Source organism: Streptomyces sp. NBC_00158 (assembly GCF_045160885.1).
In the GTDB taxonomy this organism is placed as follows: Bacteria; Actinomycetota; Actinomycetes; order Streptomycetales; family Streptomycetaceae; genus Streptomyces.
In genome coordinates this window covers 2,917,214-2,931,610 of sequence record NZ_CP108161.1, presented here as the reverse complement: position 1 = coordinate 2,931,610, position 14,397 = coordinate 2,917,214, and the positions used below count along the sequence as shown (strand labels likewise).

General features: G+C 65.5%; 27 protein-coding genes. All 27 read left to right on the top strand.

Annotation, left to right across the window (positions count from 1 at the left end):
• The first annotated feature begins 289 nt into the window (after positions 1-289).
• Positions 290-598: a 30S ribosomal protein S10 gene (rpsJ, locus tag OG553_RS13320; protein ID WP_003948644.1), complete on the top strand. Its 309-nt coding sequence runs from the start codon at positions 290-292 to the stop codon at positions 596-598.
• 14 nt (positions 599-612) lie between these two features.
• A complete protein-coding gene (gene rplC, locus OG553_RS13315; protein WP_007265899.1) occupies positions 613-1,257 on the top strand; it encodes a 50S ribosomal protein L3 in 645 nt (214 codons plus the stop codon).
• Between the two features lie 4 nt (positions 1,258-1,261).
• Positions 1,262-1,912, top strand: a complete 651-nt coding sequence (gene rplD / locus OG553_RS13310) for a 50S ribosomal protein L4 (RefSeq protein WP_007265900.1) — start codon at positions 1,262-1,264, stop codon at positions 1,910-1,912.
• The gene (gene rplW, locus OG553_RS13305; protein ID WP_007265901.1) at positions 1,912-2,235 is read left to right on the top strand and encodes a 50S ribosomal protein L23; all 324 of its coding nucleotides are present in this window, start codon (positions 1,912-1,914) and stop codon (positions 2,233-2,235) included. The genes rplD and rplW overlap by 1 nt, the downstream gene beginning before the upstream one ends.
• A 39-nt stretch (positions 2,236-2,274) precedes the next feature.
• Positions 2,275-3,111, top strand: coding sequence for a 50S ribosomal protein L2 (gene rplB, locus OG553_RS13300; protein ID WP_125822122.1), 837 nt, complete (start codon positions 2,275-2,277; stop codon positions 3,109-3,111).
• 12 nt (positions 3,112-3,123) lie between these two features.
• Entirely contained in the window at positions 3,124-3,405 is a 282-nt protein-coding gene (rpsS, locus tag OG553_RS13295) for a 30S ribosomal protein S19 (RefSeq protein WP_008739713.1), read from the top strand.
• 43 nt (positions 3,406-3,448) lie between these two features.
• Positions 3,449-3,796 (top strand): 50S ribosomal protein L22, encoded by a 348-nt coding sequence (gene rplV / locus OG553_RS13290; RefSeq protein ID WP_007265904.1) that lies wholly within the window; start codon positions 3,449-3,451, stop codon positions 3,794-3,796.
• Entirely contained in the window at positions 3,796-4,635 is an 840-nt protein-coding gene (gene rpsC / locus OG553_RS13285) for a 30S ribosomal protein S3 (RefSeq protein WP_007265905.1), read from the top strand. The genes rplV and rpsC overlap by 1 nt, the downstream gene beginning before the upstream one ends.
• Before the next feature lie 5 nt (positions 4,636-4,640).
• Positions 4,641-5,060: a 50S ribosomal protein L16 gene (gene rplP, locus OG553_RS13280; protein ID WP_007265906.1), complete on the top strand. Its 420-nt coding sequence runs from the start codon at positions 4,641-4,643 to the stop codon at positions 5,058-5,060.
• Positions 5,060-5,284, top strand: coding sequence for a 50S ribosomal protein L29 (gene rpmC, locus OG553_RS13275; RefSeq protein WP_007265907.1), 225 nt, complete (start codon positions 5,060-5,062; stop codon positions 5,282-5,284). The genes rplP and rpmC overlap by 1 nt, the downstream gene beginning before the upstream one ends.
• Positions 5,284-5,565 (top strand): 30S ribosomal protein S17, encoded by a 282-nt coding sequence (gene rpsQ, locus OG553_RS13270; RefSeq protein ID WP_007265908.1) that lies wholly within the window; start codon positions 5,284-5,286, stop codon positions 5,563-5,565. The genes rpmC and rpsQ overlap by 1 nt, the downstream gene beginning before the upstream one ends.
• A gap of 98 nt (positions 5,566-5,663) precedes the next feature.
• Positions 5,664-6,032 carry a 50S ribosomal protein L14 gene (gene rplN / locus OG553_RS13265; RefSeq protein ID WP_003956455.1) on the top strand — a complete coding sequence of 123 codons (369 nt, stop codon included), beginning with the start codon at positions 5,664-5,666 and terminating at the stop codon, positions 6,030-6,032.
• Positions 6,033-6,034: 2 nt separating this feature from the next.
• A complete protein-coding gene (gene rplX / locus OG553_RS13260) occupies positions 6,035-6,346 on the top strand; it encodes a 50S ribosomal protein L24 (RefSeq protein ID WP_007265909.1) in 312 nt (103 codons plus the stop codon).
• The gene (gene rplE / locus OG553_RS13255) at positions 6,346-6,897 is read left to right on the top strand and encodes a 50S ribosomal protein L5 (protein ID WP_030298216.1); all 552 of its coding nucleotides are present in this window, start codon (positions 6,346-6,348) and stop codon (positions 6,895-6,897) included. Before rplX ends, rplE begins: the two co-directional genes overlap by 1 nt.
• A gap of 5 nt (positions 6,898-6,902) precedes the next feature.
• Positions 6,903-7,088: a type Z 30S ribosomal protein S14 gene (locus tag OG553_RS13250; protein ID WP_003956452.1), complete on the top strand. Its 186-nt coding sequence runs from the start codon at positions 6,903-6,905 to the stop codon at positions 7,086-7,088.
• Between the two features lie 224 nt (positions 7,089-7,312).
• On the top strand, positions 7,313-7,711 hold the full coding sequence (rpsH, locus tag OG553_RS13245; protein WP_007265911.1) for a 30S ribosomal protein S8: 399 nt from the start codon (positions 7,313-7,315) through the stop codon (positions 7,709-7,711).
• 20 nt (positions 7,712-7,731) lie between these two features.
• Complete coding sequence (rplF, locus tag OG553_RS13240; protein ID WP_007265912.1) at positions 7,732-8,271, top strand: 50S ribosomal protein L6; 540 nt, start codon at positions 7,732-7,734, stop codon at positions 8,269-8,271.
• A gap of 2 nt (positions 8,272-8,273) precedes the next feature.
• The gene (gene rplR, locus OG553_RS13235) at positions 8,274-8,657 is read left to right on the top strand and encodes a 50S ribosomal protein L18 (protein ID WP_007265913.1); all 384 of its coding nucleotides are present in this window, start codon (positions 8,274-8,276) and stop codon (positions 8,655-8,657) included.
• A gap of 45 nt (positions 8,658-8,702) precedes the next feature.
• Positions 8,703-9,305 (top strand): 30S ribosomal protein S5, encoded by a 603-nt coding sequence (gene rpsE / locus OG553_RS13230; protein ID WP_007265914.1) that lies wholly within the window; start codon positions 8,703-8,705, stop codon positions 9,303-9,305.
• The gene (gene rpmD, locus OG553_RS13225; protein ID WP_005313525.1) at positions 9,305-9,487 is read left to right on the top strand and encodes a 50S ribosomal protein L30; all 183 of its coding nucleotides are present in this window, start codon (positions 9,305-9,307) and stop codon (positions 9,485-9,487) included. The genes rpsE and rpmD overlap by 1 nt, the downstream gene beginning before the upstream one ends.
• 2 nt (positions 9,488-9,489) lie before the next feature.
• Positions 9,490-9,945: a 50S ribosomal protein L15 gene (rplO, locus tag OG553_RS13220; protein ID WP_344163495.1), complete on the top strand. Its 456-nt coding sequence runs from the start codon at positions 9,490-9,492 to the stop codon at positions 9,943-9,945.
• Positions 9,946-10,133: 188 nt separating this feature from the next.
• Positions 10,134-11,447 carry a preprotein translocase subunit SecY gene (gene secY / locus OG553_RS13215; protein ID WP_405979184.1) on the top strand — a complete coding sequence of 438 codons (1,314 nt, stop codon included), beginning with the start codon at positions 10,134-10,136 and terminating at the stop codon, positions 11,445-11,447.
• Positions 11,447-12,094 (top strand): adenylate kinase, encoded by a 648-nt coding sequence (locus tag OG553_RS13210; RefSeq protein ID WP_405979183.1) that lies wholly within the window; start codon positions 11,447-11,449, stop codon positions 12,092-12,094. Before secY ends, OG553_RS13210 begins: the two co-directional genes overlap by 1 nt.
• Before the next feature lie 100 nt (positions 12,095-12,194).
• Positions 12,195-13,046, top strand: coding sequence for a type I methionyl aminopeptidase (map, locus tag OG553_RS13205; protein ID WP_405979182.1), 852 nt, complete (start codon positions 12,195-12,197; stop codon positions 13,044-13,046).
• A gap of 343 nt (positions 13,047-13,389) precedes the next feature.
• Positions 13,390-13,611, top strand: coding sequence for a translation initiation factor IF-1 (gene infA, locus OG553_RS13200; RefSeq protein WP_003956442.1), 222 nt, complete (start codon positions 13,390-13,392; stop codon positions 13,609-13,611).
• Between the two features lie 73 nt (positions 13,612-13,684).
• Positions 13,685-13,798, top strand: a complete 114-nt coding sequence (gene rpmJ, locus OG553_RS13195; RefSeq protein WP_003956441.1) for a 50S ribosomal protein L36 — start codon at positions 13,685-13,687, stop codon at positions 13,796-13,798.
• Between the two features lie 196 nt (positions 13,799-13,994).
• Entirely contained in the window at positions 13,995-14,375 is a 381-nt protein-coding gene (rpsM, locus tag OG553_RS13190) for a 30S ribosomal protein S13 (protein WP_007265919.1), read from the top strand.
• The last annotated feature ends 22 nt before the right edge of the window (positions 14,376-14,397 follow it).

Below are 14,397 nucleotides of genomic sequence, written 5' to 3'. Positions count from 1 at the left end.
AGTACTCGTCGTCCTTAATCTGCCTTTCGGGGCAGCAATGAGGACGGACGTACGGGAATCTTCTGGGAAGTGTCAGCACGGTGCCCACCAGGCACTCGGTGGGTGTTTCTCCCCCGAAGCGCGGTCAGGACCGCATCCCCTTGGACGAGGGAATTTCCGTATGGGAATTTTCTGTAGAGGGTGTGCGACACGCCCGACCGCGTGGGTCGGAGAGAAGCCGCGGAACCCCGTTCCGCAGCCTCCCGGGGGCCAGAGCGTTTCCACACACAGACAGGACTACGGAGTAGCCATGGCGGGACAGAAGATCCGCATCCGGCTCAAGGCCTACGACCACGAGGTCATCGACTCCTCGGCGAAGAAGATCGTCGAGACGGTGACGCGCACTGGTGCGTCGGTCGCGGGCCCGGTGCCGCTGCCCACTGAGAAGAACGTGTACTGCGTCATCAAGTCGCCGCACAAGTACAAGGACTCGCGCGAGCACTTCGAGATGCGCACGCACAAGCGCCTGATCGACATCCTCGACCCGACGCCCAAGACCGTTGACTCGCTGATGCGCCTGGACCTTCCGGCCGGCGTTGACATCGAGATCAAGCTCTGAGAGGCGTCGAGAAGATGGCAAAGCAGATCAAGGGCGTCCTGGGCGAGAAGCTCGGCATGACCCAGGTCTGGGACGAGAACAACCGTGTCGTCCCGGTGACCGTCGTCAAGGCCGGACCCTGCGTCGTGACCCAGGTCCGTACGAACGACATCGACGGCTACGAGTCGGTCCAGATCGCCTTCGGCGAGATCGACCCGCGCAAGGTGAACAAGCCCCTCAAGGGCCACTTCGCCAAGGCCGACGTGACCCCCCGCCGCCACCTGGTGGAGCTCCGCACCTCCGACGCCAGCGAGTACACGCTCGGCCAGGAGATCACTGCTGAGGTGTTCGAGTCCGGCGTCAAGGTTGACGTCACGGGCAACAGCAAGGGCAAGGGCTTCGCCGGTGTCATGAAGCGGCACAACTTCCGGGGCCTCGGCGCCGGTCACGGTGTGCAGCGCAAGCACCGCTCCCCCGGTTCGATCGGTGGCTGCGCCACCCCTGGGCGTGTCTTCAAGGGCATGCGCATGGCCGGTCGCATGGGTAACGAGCGCGTCACCACCCAGAACCTGACCATCCACGCGGTTGACGCGGAGAAGGGTCTGCTCCTGATCAAGGGTGCGGTCCCCGGTCCGAACGGCGGCCTCGTCCTGGTCCGTACCGCGGCCAAGGGGGCTTGAGGTAATGAGCACCATTGACATCCTTTCGCCGGCAGGCGACAAGGCCGGTACCGTCGAGCTCCCCGCGGAGATCTTCGACGCGAAGACCAGCGTTCCGCTGATCCACCAGGTCGTCGTCGCGCAGCTGGCTGCTGCCCGTCAGGGCACGCACAAGACCAAGACCCGTGGCGAAGTCCGTGGTGGTGGCAAGAAGCCTTACCGCCAGAAGGGCACCGGCCGCGCCCGTCAGGGTTCGACCCGCGCTCCGCAGTTCGCCGGCGGTGGCGTCGTCCACGGCCCGCAGCCGCGTGACTACTCGCAGCGGACCCCCAAGAAGATGAAGGCCGCCGCCCTCCGCGGTGCCCTCTCGGACCGTGCGCGTCACTCCCGCATCCACGTCGTCACCGGCGTGGTCGAGGGTGCCGCCTCCACGAAGGCCGCCAAGACGCTGTTCGGCAAGATCTCGGAGCGCAAGAACCTGCTCCTGGTCGCCGAGCGCTCTGACGAGCTGGCGTGGCTGTCCGCCCGCAACCTGCCCCAGGTTCACATCCTGGAGCCGGGCCAGCTGAACACGTACGACGTGATCGTCTCTGACGACGTGGTCTTCACCCAGGCCGCGCTCGAGTCCTTCGTGTCTGGCCCCAAGGCCGATGAGACCGAAGGGAACGAGGCCTGATGTCTGAGGCGACCGTTACCAGCAAGACCTTCACCGACCCGCGCGACCTGCTGATCAAGCCGGTCGTCTCGGAGAAGAGCTACGCGCTGCTGGACGAGAACAAGTACACGTTCATCGTCGCGCCCGGCGCCAACAAGACCCAGATCAAGCAGGCCGTCGAGGCGGTCTTCTCGGTCAAGGTCACCGGGGTCAACACGATCAACCGTCAGGGTAAGCGCAAGCGCACCAAGACCGGTTTCGGCAAGCGCGCCAACACCAAGCGCGCCATCGTGACCCTTGCCGAGGGCAACCGTATCGACATCTTCGGCGGCCAGGCCTCCTAACGGAGGTCTAGTCGTCCGGAATCGGACGAGGACTGAGAAATGGGTATCCGCAAGTACAAGCCGACGACCCCGGGCCGTCGTGGCTCCAGCGTCGCCGACTTTGTCGAGATCACGCGGTCCACGCCGGAGAAGTCGCTGGTTCGCCCTCTGCACAGCAAGGGCGGCCGTAACAACACCGGCCGGATCACCGTTCGCCACCAGGGTGGCGGACACAAGCGCGCCTACCGAGTGATCGACTTCCGTCGTCACGACAAGGACGGCGTGCCGGCCAAGGTCGCGCACATCGAGTACGACCCCAACCGCACCGCGCGCATCGCGCTGCTGCACTACGCCGACGGCGAGAAGCGCTACATCATCGCGCCGCGCGGTCTGCAGCAGGGTGACCGGATCGAGAACGGCCCGACGGCCGACATCAAGCCGGGCAACAACCTCGCGCTCCGCAACATCCCGGTCGGTACCACGATCCACGCGATCGAGCTCCGTCCCGGTGGCGGCGCGAAGTTCGCCCGCTCCGCCGGTGCCTCCGTGCAGCTGCTCGCGAAGGAGGGCGTGATGGCCCACCTCCGCATGCCGTCCGGTGAGATCCGTCTCGTCGACGCGCGCTGCCGCGCCACCGTCGGCGAGGTCGGCAACGCCGAGCAGTCGAACATCAACTGGGGCAAGGCCGGCCGCATGCGCTGGAAGGGCGTCCGCCCGACCGTCCGCGGTGTCGCGATGAACCCGGTTGACCACCCGCACGGTGGTGGTGAGGGCAAGACCAGTGGTGGCCGCCACCCGGTCTCCCCGTGGGGTCAGAAGGAGGGTCGTACTCGCTCGCCGAAGAAGGCTTCGAGCAAGTACATCGTCCGCCGCCGCAAGACGAACAAGAAGCGCTAGGAGCGGGTTTAGATGCCGCGCAGTCTCAAGAAGGGGCCCTTCGTCGACGACCACCTCGTAAAGAAGGTGGACGTCCAGAACGAAGCCGGCACCAAGAACGTCATCAAGACCTGGTCCCGTCGCTCGATGATCATCCCCAGCATGCTGGGTCACACCATCGCGGTGCACAACGGCAAGACCCACGTCCCGGTGTTCGTCACCGAGTCGATGGTCGGCCACAAGCTCGGCGAGTTCTCGCCGACTCGCACCTTCCGCGGCCACGTCAAGGACGACCGGAAGTCGAAGCGCCGCTAATCGCGGGGTGGTTACGACTATGACTAACACCGAAGGGACAACCATGGAAGCCAGGGCCCAGGCGCGGTACATCCGCGTCACGCCCATGAAGGCCCGCCGAGTGGTGGACCTCATCCGTGGCATGGATGCCACGGAGGCTCAGGCGGTCCTGCGTTTCGCCCCGCAGGCCGCGAGCGTGCCGGTCGGCAAGGTGCTGGACAGCGCCATTGCCAACGCCGCGCACAACTACAACCACCCGGACGCCTCCACGCTGGTCATCAGCGAGGCGTACGTGGACGAGGGCCCGACCCTGAAGCGGTTCCGTCCGCGTGCCCAGGGCCGTGCCTACCGGATCCGCAAGCGGACCAGCCACATCACCGTGGTCGTCAGCAGCAAGGAAGGTTCCCGGTAATGGGCCAGAAGGTAAACCCGCACGGGTTCCGACTCGGCATCACCACCGACTTCAAGTCGCGTTGGTACGCCGACAAGCTGTACAAGGACTACGTCAAGGAAGACGTCGCCATCCGTCGGATGATGACGTCCGGCATGGAGCGCGCCGGCATCTCGAAGGTTGAGATCGAGCGCACCCGTGACCGCGTGCGTGTGGACATCCACACCGCCCGTCCCGGCATCGTCATCGGCCGCCGTGGCGCCGAGGCCGACCGCATCCGCGGTGACCTCGAGAAGCTCACGGGCAAGCAGGTCCAGCTGAACATCCTCGAGGTCAAGAACCCCGAGCTCGACGCTCAGCTCGTTGCCCAGGCCGTTGCCGAGCAGCTCTCCTCCCGCGTCTCCTTCCGTCGTGCCATGCGCAAGAGCATGCAGGGCACCATGAAGGCCGGCGCCAAGGGCATCAAGATCCAGTGCGGCGGCCGTCTCGGCGGCGCCGAGATGTCCCGCTCCGAGTTCTACCGCGAGGGTCGTGTGCCGCTGCACACGCTGCGCGCGAACGTGGACTACGGCTTCTTCGAGGCCAAGACCACCTTCGGCCGTATCGGCGTGAAGGTCTGGATCTACAAGGGCGACGTCAAGAACATCGCCGAGGTTCGCGCCGAGAACGCTGCGGCCCGTGCGGGTAACCGCCCGGCCCGTGGTGCCGGCGCTGGCGACCGTCCCGCCGGCCGTGGTGGCCGTGGTGGCGAGCGCGGCGGCCGTGGTGGCCGCAAGCCGCAGCAGGCTGCTGGTGCCGAGGCCCCCAAGGCCGACGCCCCCGCCGCCGCTCCGGCTGAGAGCACCGGAACGGAGGCCTGACCGACATGCTGATCCCTCGTAGGGTCAAGCACCGCAAGCAGCACCACCCGAAGCGCAGCGGTATGGCCAAGGGCGGTACTGAGGTCTCGTTCGGCGAGTACGGCATCCAGGCGCTCACCCCCGCCTACGTGACGAACCGCCAGATCGAGGCGGCTCGTATCGCGATGACCCGCCACATCAAGCGTGGCGGCAAGGTCTGGATCAACATCTACCCGGACCGTCCGCTGACGAAGAAGCCTGCCGAGACCCGCATGGGTTCCGGTAAGGGTTCCCCCGAGTGGTGGATCGCGAACGTGCACCCGGGTCGGGTCATGTTCGAGCTGTCCTACCCGAACGAAAAGATTGCGCGTGAGGCTCTCACTCGTGCGGCCCACAAGCTGCCGATGAAGTGCCGCATCGTCAAGCGCGAGGCAGGTGAGTCGTGATGGCGACGGGAACCAAGGCGTCCGAGCTCCGCGAGCTCGGCAACGAGGAGCTCGTTGCCAAGCTGCGCGAGGCCAAGGAGGAGCTGTTCAAGCTCCGTTTCCAGGCGGCCACCGGCCAGCTGGAGAACAACGGCCGGCTCAAGTCCGTCCGTAAGGACATCGCTCGCATCTACACCCTGATGCACGAGCGTGAGCTCGGTATCGAGACGGTGGAGAACGCCTGATGAGCGAGAACAACGTGACTGAGAAGACCGAGCGCGGTTTCCGCAAGACCCGCGAGGGTCTGGTCGTCAGCGACAAGATGGACAAGACCGTCGTCGTCGCCGTCGAGGACCGCGTGAAGCACGCGCTGTACGGCAAGGTCATCCGCCGTACGAACAAGCTCAAGGCGCACGACGAGCAGAACGCTGCCGGCGTCGGCGACCGCGTCCTCATCATGGAGACGCGTCCGCTGTCGGCGACGAAGCGCTGGCGCATCGTCGAGATCCTCGAGAAGGCCAAGTAATCACTTGAAGGGGTAACCCTTCAGGTTCGTTCCGCCAGGCTCGGCCGGGGCTTCTCTGAAGCCCCGGCCGGGAACCGGCAGACAAACAGGAGATAGACGTGATCCAGCAGGAGTCGCGACTGCGTGTCGCCGACAACACTGGTGCCAAGGAGATCCTTTGCATCCGTGTTCTCGGTGGCTCCGGTCGCCGCTACGCGGGCATCGGTGACGTCATCGTCGCCACCGTCAAGGATGCGATCCCCGGTGGCAACGTGAAGAAGGGTGACGTCGTCAAGGCGGTCATCGTTCGCACCGTCAAGGAGCGCCGCCGCCAGGACGGCTCGTACATCCGCTTCGACGAGAACGCCGCCGTCATTCTGAAGAACGACGGCGACCCTCGCGGCACCCGTATCTTCGGCCCCGTGGGCCGTGAGCTGCGCGAGAAGAAGTTCATGAAGATCATCTCGCTCGCGCCGGAGGTGCTGTAAGCATGAAGATCAAGAAGGGCGACCTGGTCCAGGTCATCACCGGTAAGGACAAGGGCAAGCAGGGCAAGGTCATCGCGGCCTTCCCGACCGAGTCCCGTGTTCTGGTCGAGGGTGTCAACCGGGTCAAGAAGCACACCAAGGCTGGGCAGAACCAGGCCGGCGGCATCGTGATCACCGAGGCCCCCGTCCACGTGTCCAACGTCCAGCTGGTCGTGGAGAAGGACGGCAAGAAGGTCGTCACCCGCGTCGGTTTCCGCTTCGACGACGAGGGCAACAAGATCCGCGTTGCCAAGCGCACGGGTGAGGACATCTGATGGCTACCACTCCGCGTCTGAAGACGAAGTACCGCGAGGACATCGCGGGCAAGCTGCGTGAGGAGTTCTCCTACGAGAACGTCATGCAGATCCCCGGCCTCGTCAAGATCGTCGTGAACATGGGTGTCGGCGACGCCGCCCGTGACTCGAAGCTGATCGACGGCGCCATCCGCGACCTGACGACGATCACCGGTCAGAAGCCGGCCGTCACGAAGGCCCGCAAGTCCATCGCGCAGTTCAAGCTGCGCGAGGGTCAGCCGATCGGCTGCCACGTCACCCTCCGTGGTGACCGCATGTGGGAGTTCCTGGACCGTACGCTGTCGCTCGCGCTGCCGCGTATCCGTGACTTCCGTGGTCTGTCGCCGAAGCAGTTCGACGGCCGTGGCAACTACACCTTCGGTCTCACGGAGCAGGTCATGTTCCACGAGATCGACCAGGACAAGATCGACCGTACCCGGGGTATGGACATCACCGTGGTGACCACGGCGACCAACGACGACGAGGGCCGCGCGCTCCTTCGTCACCTCGGCTTCCCCTTCAAGGAGGCGTAAGCGAGATGGCGAAGAAGGCTCTCATCGCGAAGGCTGCCCGCAAGCCCAAGTTCGGTGTGCGTGCGTACACCCGCTGCCAGCGCTGCGGTCGCCCCCACTCCGTGTACCGCAAGTTCGGCCTGTGCCGCGTGTGCCTTCGTGAGATGGCTCACCGTGGCGAGCTGCCGGGCGTGACCAAGAGCTCCTGGTAATTCCCTCCGGTCCGTAAGGACTTGGGGAAGTTCCAGAGACTCTCGGTAAGCATCTGGTCGGCGGATGCCCGGCCGCGCATGCCTTAGGCTTGTGTGGTTGGGCGTCCGCCGCCCATAACGACTTACTACGCCGTAGGTCCCCGCACCGCACCCGTCCCGCCTCTGAGCGGGGAGAGGGATGGCGCATACAGGAAACCCCGGCGAGAGAGGCCGAAGGCCACTTCATGACCATGACTGACCCGATCGCAGACATGCTGACCCGTCTGCGTAACGCTAACTCGGCGTACCACGACACCGTCGTGATGCCGCACAGCAAGATCAAGTCGCACATCGCGGAGATCCTCAAGCAGGAGGGTTTCATCACCGGCTGGAAGGTCGAGGACGCCGAGGTCGGCAAGAACCTCGTCCTCGAGCTGAAGTTCGGGCCGAACCGTGAGCGCTCCATCGCGGGCATCAAGCGGATCTCGAAGCCCGGTCTGCGCGTGTACGCGAAGTCCACCAACCTGCCCAAGGTCCTCGGCGGCCTCGGCGTGGCGATCATCTCCACGTCGCACGGTCTCCTGACCGGCCAGCAGGCAGGCAAGAAGGGCGTAGGTGGGGAAGTCCTCGCCTACGTCTGGTAGTCGGGAACGGAGGAAAAGCAATGTCGCGAATCGGCAAGCTCCCCATCCAGGTTCCCGCCGGTGTGGACGTCACCATCGATGGCCGCACGGTTGCGGTGAAGGGCCCCAAGGGTCTGCTCACCCACACCGTCGCCGCGCCGATCGAGATCGTCAAGGGTGAGGACGGCGTTCTGAACGTCACCCGTCCGAACGACGAGCGTCAGAACAAGGCCCTGCACGGCCTGTCCCGCACGCTGGTGGCGAACATGATCACCGGCGTGACCCAGGGGTACGCCAAGGCCCTCGAGATCAGCGGTGTCGGTTACCGCGTGGCCGCGAAGGGCTCCGACCTGGAGTTCCAGCTCGGCTACAGCCACCCGATCCTGGTCACGGCGCCCGACGGCATCTCGTTCAAGGTCGAGTCCCCGACCAAGTTCTCGGTCGAGGGCATCGACAAGCAGAAGGTCGGCGAGGTCGCCGCCAACATCCGCAAGCTGCGGAAGCCCGACCCGTACAAGGCCAAGGGTGTCAAGTACGCCGGCGAGGTCATCCGCCGCAAGGTCGGAAAGGCTGGTAAGTAGCCATGGCATACGGTGTGAAGATCGCCAAGGGCGACGCGTACAAGCGCGCTGCCAAGGCTCGCCGCCACATCCGCATCCGCAAGAACGTCTCGGGTACGGCGGAGCGTCCGCGCCTCGTCGTGACGCGTTCGAACCGCAACATCGTTGCTCAGGTCATCGACGACCTCAAGGGTCACACCCTTGCGTCGGCGTCGACCCTGGACGCTTCGATCCGCGGTGGCGAGGGCGACAAGAGCTCCCAGGCCCAGGCCGTCGGCGCGCTCGTCGCCGAGCGCGCCAAGGCCGCGGGTGTCGAGACCGTCGTCTTTGACCGCGGTGGCAACCGATACGCCGGGCGCATTGCCGCTCTGGCTGACGCCGCCCGCGAAGCCGGGCTGAAGTTCTAAGCCCCGGTTCCGGGACTCACGGACGTAACAGAGAGAGGTAATCCAATGGCTGGACCCCAGCGCCGCGGCAGCGGTGCCGGTGGCGGCGAGCGGCGGGACCGGAAGGGTCGCGACGGTGGCGCTGCCGCCGAGAAGACCGCTTACGTTGAGCGCGTTGTCGCGATCAACCGTGTCGCCAAGGTTGTCAAGGGTGGTCGTCGCTTCAGCTTCACCGCGCTCGTCGTGGTGGGTGACGGTGACGGCACCGTAGGTGTCGGTTACGGCAAGGCCAAGGAAGTTCCCGCGGCCATCGCCAAGGGCGTCGAGGAAGCCAAGAAGAACTTCTTCAAGGTTCCCCGCATCCAGGGCACCATCCCGCACCCGATCCAGGGCGAGAAGGCGGCCGGCGTTGTCCTGCTGAAGCCTGCTTCCCCCGGTACCGGTGTTATCGCCGGTGGCCCGGTGCGCGCCGTTCTGGAGTGCGCCGGCGTTCACGACATCCTGTCGAAGTCGCTCGGCTCCGACAACGCGATCAACATCGTGCACGCGACCGTGGAGGCCCTGAAGGGCCTGCAGCGTCCCGAGGAGATCGCGGCCCGCCGCGGTCTGCCGCTCGAGGACGTCGCCCCCGCGGCCCTGCTTCGTGCGCGCGCTGGGGCGGGTGTCTGATGGCCCGCCTCAAGATCACGCAGACGAAGTCGTACATCGGCAGCAAGCAGAACCACCGCGACACCCTTCGTTCGCTCGGGCTCAAGCGCCTGAACGACGTGGTCGTCAAGGAGGACCGTCCCGAGTTCCGCGGCATGGTGCACACCGTCCGCCACCTCGTGACGGTTGAGGAGGTTGACTAATCATGGCTGAGAACAGCCCGCTGAAGGCTCACAACCTCCGTCCGGCCCCCGGCGCCAAGACCGCGAAGACCCGTGTGGGTCGCGGTGAGGCGTCGAAGGGTAAGACGGCTGGTCGTGGTACCAAGGGTACGAAGGCCCGCTACCAGGTTCCGCAGCGCTTCGAGGGTGGGCAGATGCCCCTCCACATGCGCCTGCCGAAGCTGAAGGGCTTCAAGAACCCGTTCCGCACCGAGTTCCAGGTTGTCAACCTGGACAAGCTCGGTGCCCTCTACCCCGAGGGTGGAGAGGTCACGGTGGCCGACCTGGTCGCCAAGGGCGCGGTTCGCAAGAACAGCCTCGTCAAGGTCCTGGGCCAGGGCGAGATCTCCGTGGCGCTGACGGTTTCGGTTGACGCCGTCTCCGCCTCCGCCAAGGAGAAGATTGCCGCCGCCGGCGGCACCGTCACCGAGCTCGTCTAAGACGAAACTCTTGTGACAAATAGCTAGAAACCCGACCGGGGATGCCTCACATATGGGGCATCCCCGGTTGGTCGTTCCACGGGGGGTGCACTCGCCGGTAAGGTGGCGTGCACCTTTGCTTGTACGTATTCGTCGATCCTTCAGACCGTCACCTCTGACGCAGTAGCGCGGGGGTCGCAGGAGGCACCGTGCTCACCGCGTTCGCCCGGGCGTTCAAGACGCCCGACCTGCGCAAGAAGCTGCTCTTCACACTCGGCATCATCGTGCTGTATCGGCTCGGGTCCCACATCCCGGTACCCGGCGTGAGCTACAAGAACGTCCAGATCTGCGTGGACCAGATGGGGAGCAGCAACAGCCTCTTCGGTCTGGTCAACATGTTCAGTGGCGGTGCGCTGCTGCAGATCACGATCTTCGCGCTCGGCATCATGCCCTACATCACGGCGAGCATCATCCTGCAGCTGCTGACCGTGGTCATCCCGAAGCTGGAGAACCTCAAAAAAGAGGGCCAGTCCGGCACGGCGAAGATCACTCAGTACACGCGCTATCTGACGGTCGCGCTCGCGATCCTCCAGGGCACCGGTCTCGTCGCCACCGCGCGCACCGGCGCCCTCTTCGGCACCTGCCCGGTCGCTCGCGAGATCGTCCCGAACCACTCGATCTTCACCACCATCACCATGGTGGTCACCATGACCGCCGGTACCTGTGTCGTCATGTGGCTCGGTGAGCTCATCACCGACCGCGGCATCGGCAACGGCATGTCCATCCTGATGTTCATCTCGATCGCGGCCGGCTTCGTCGGCGCCCTCTGGACCATCAAGCTCCAGGGCAAGATCGCTGATGGCTGGGTGGAGTTCGCGGTCGTCATCCTGGTGGGCCTCGCGATGGTGGCCCTGGTGGTCTTCGTCGAACAGGCGCAGCGCCGGATCCCGGTCCAGTACGCGAAGCGCATGATCGGCCGCCGTGCTTACGGCGGTACGTCCACCTACATCCCGCTCAAGGTGAACCAGGCCGGTGTCATCCCGGTCATCTTCGCCTCGTCGCTGCTGTACATCCCGGCGCTGATCGTGCAGTTCAGCGGTTCGACGGCCGGCTGGGCGACGTGGATCCAGAAGCACTTCGTCAAGGGCGACCACCCGTACTACATCGCCGCCTACTTCTTCCTGATCGTTTTCTTCGCGTTCTTCTACGTGGCGATCTCGTTCAACCCCGAGGAAGTTGCGGACAACATGAAGAAGTATGGTGGGTTCATCCCGGGCATCCGCGCCGGCCGGCCTACCGCCGAGTACCTGAGCTACGTACTCAACCGGATCACCTGGCCGGGGTCGCTGTACCTGGGTCTCATCGCTCTTGTGCCGACAATGGCGTTGGCGGGCTTCGGAGCGAACCAGAACTTCCCGTTCGGCGGGACGAGCATCCTCATCATCGTGGGTGTGGGTCTGGAAACCGTGAAGCAGATCGAGAGCCAGCTCCAGCAGCGCAACTACGAAGGGTTCCTCCGCTGATGCGAATCGTCCTCGTCGGACCCCCCGGGGCGGGCAAGGGAACGCAGGCCGCGTTCCTCGCCAAGAACCTGTCGATCCCGCACATCTCCACGGGCGACCTCTTCCGCGCCAACATCAGCCAGGGCACCGAGCTGGGCCGCCGTGCGAAGGCGTTCATGGACGCCGGTGAGCTCGTCCCGGACGAGATCACCATCGGCATGGCCAAGGACCGGATGCAGCAGCCGGACGCCGCGGGCGGTTTCCTGCTCGACGGCTTCCCGCGCAACGTCGCCCAGGCCGAGGCGCTCGACGCCATGCTGGGCGAAGCGGGCATGAAGCTCGACGCCATCCTCGACCTGGAGGTCGAGGAGGACGAGGTCGTCAAGCGGATCGCCGGGCGTCGCATCTGCCGCAAGGATTCCGCGCACGTCTTCCACGTGATCTACGCGGCGCCGAAGGTCGAGGGCGTCTGCGACAAGTGCGAGGGCGAGCTCTACCAGCGCGACGACGACTCCGAGTCGACGGTGCGCAACCGGCTCGAGGTCTACCACACGCAGACCGAGCCGATCATCGACTACTACAAGGCCCAGGGTCTGCTGGTGACCATCTCCGCCCTCGGTGAGGTGCACGAGATCACCAAGCGGGCGATGGACGCCCTCAAGAAGTAGTCACTCCAGTTCGTGACCGACAGTACGGCCGCGGTGTCCCTCGGGCATCGCGGCCTTACTGTTGAGAAGACCCGTTTTCGAAGGTGGAAGGTCCCCGTTCATGGTTCAGCTGAAGACTCCCGAGCAGATCGCGAAGATGCGGGAGGCAGGGCTGGTCGTCGCCGCGATCCACTCGGCGACCCGTGAGGCGGCCGTGCCGGGCTCCACGACGCGGGACCTGGACATGGTGGCCCGGAAGGTGATCGCCGACGCCGGCGCGAAGTCGAACTTCCTCGGCTACGGCGGCTTCCCCGCGACCATCTGCACCTCGGTGAACGAGGTCGTCGTCCACGGCATCCCGGACGACAAGACGGTCCTGAAGGACGGCGACGTCATCTCCATCGACGCCGGCGCGATCGTGGACGGCTGGCACGGCGACGCGGCGTACACGGCCTTCGTGGGCACCGGTCACGCTCCGGAGCTGATCGAGCTGTCCCGGGTCACCGAGGAGTCGATGTGGGCCGGCATCGCGGCCATGAAGCTCGGCAACCGCCTGGTGGACATCTCGAAGGCGATCGAGGGCTACATCAAGCGCCAGCCGCGGCCGTCGACCGGTGAGCACAGCCTCGGCAAGTTCGGGATCATCGAGGACTACGGCGGCCACGGCATCGGTTCCGAGATGCACATGGACCCGCACCTGCTGAACTACGTCTCGCGCAAGCGCGGCAAGGGCGTCAAGCTGGTCCCGGGCCTGTGCCTGGCGATCGAGCCGATGGTCTCCCTGGGCACCGCCCAGACGGAGGTCCTGTCCGACGACTGGACGGTCATCACCACGGACGGCACCTGGTCCTCGCACTGGGAGCACTCGGTCGCCCTGACGGAAGCCGGCCCGATCGTCCTGACCAGCCCGGACTGCGGCAAGGCGAAGCTGGCGGAGTACGGCATCACGACGGCCCCGGACCCGCTGGGCTGAGCCGGGCGGCCAAGGCGAGCCACCTGCGGGGCGGCGGCCGCGGGCCGGACGACGGGCGGAGTCCGGCGCAGCCGTCCGAAGCATGTGAGGCGCGCCAGCGCCGAGCCCGCGAGGGCGGCGTCCGGGATTGGGTCTGCGGCAAGGCGAAGCTGGCGGAGTACGGCATCACCACGGCCCCGGACCCCCTCGGGTAGTCGTCGGTTAATGATCTAGACTCATGGGCAAACTTTCCGGATTCGTCTTTCTGGGTGCCCTGACGTAGACTGACTCGTCGGCTCTCGTGCATTTCCATGCCCTGCATGAGCGCGGAGCCGATCAAGGTAGCCGATTCGAAAGGCGAAGCGTGGCCAAGAAGCAAGGTGCCATCGAGATCGAGGGCACCGTGATCGAGTCCCTCCCGAACGCCATGTTCAAGGTGGAACTCCAGAACGGTCACAAGGTCCTCGCGCACATCAGCGGCAAGATGCGTATGCACTACATCCGCATCCTTCCCGATGACCGGGTCGTTGTGGAGCTGTCTCCGTACGACCTGACGCGTGGCCGGATCGTCTACCGATACAAGTAGATCTTGTCCTCACTCCTGCCTGGGCATCCGTCCCGGTGCGGGTGGTGGCACTGACCCGGAGAACCTCACCAACATGAAGGTCAAGCCGAGCGTCAAGAAGATCTGCGACAAGTGCAAGGTGATCCGCCGCCACGGTCGGGTCATGGTCATCTGCGACAACCTGCGCCACAAGCAGCGCCAGGGCTGACGCACGCCGACCGACCTGCACTACGCAGTTCTTCGCGCGACGTAAGAAAACGTACATAAGCAGAACCCGCCCAGCCCTCAGGGGCCGGCGGCACCTCCGGCGGGGGCCGGGGACCCGGACGTACCACCGCCCACAAGGGCGGTCGGCGGTCGGGAGCGGTTCTGTTGCAGACCCCCGAACACACAGGAGCCATTGAATGGCACGCGTTTCCGGTGTTGACATCCCGCGCGAAAAGCGTGTGGAGATCGCACTCACCTACGTCTTCGGTATCGGGCGCACCCGGTCCAAGGAGATCCTCGCCTCCACCGGCGTGAACCCGAACACCCGCGTTCGTGACCTGGCCGAAGAGGACCTCGTCAAGATCCGCGAGTACGTGGACGCCAACCTCCGTACCGAGGGTGACCTCCGCCGCGAGATCCAGGGCGACATCCGCCGCAAGATCGAGATCCAGTGCTACCAGGGCATCCGCCACCGTCGTGGCCTGCCGGTGCACGGTCAGCGCACCAGCACGAACGCGCGTACCCGCAAGGGCCCGCGTCGCGCGATCGCCGGTAAGAAGAAGCCGGGCAAGAAGTAGTCCTGTTCAGCGGTCTTGCGCT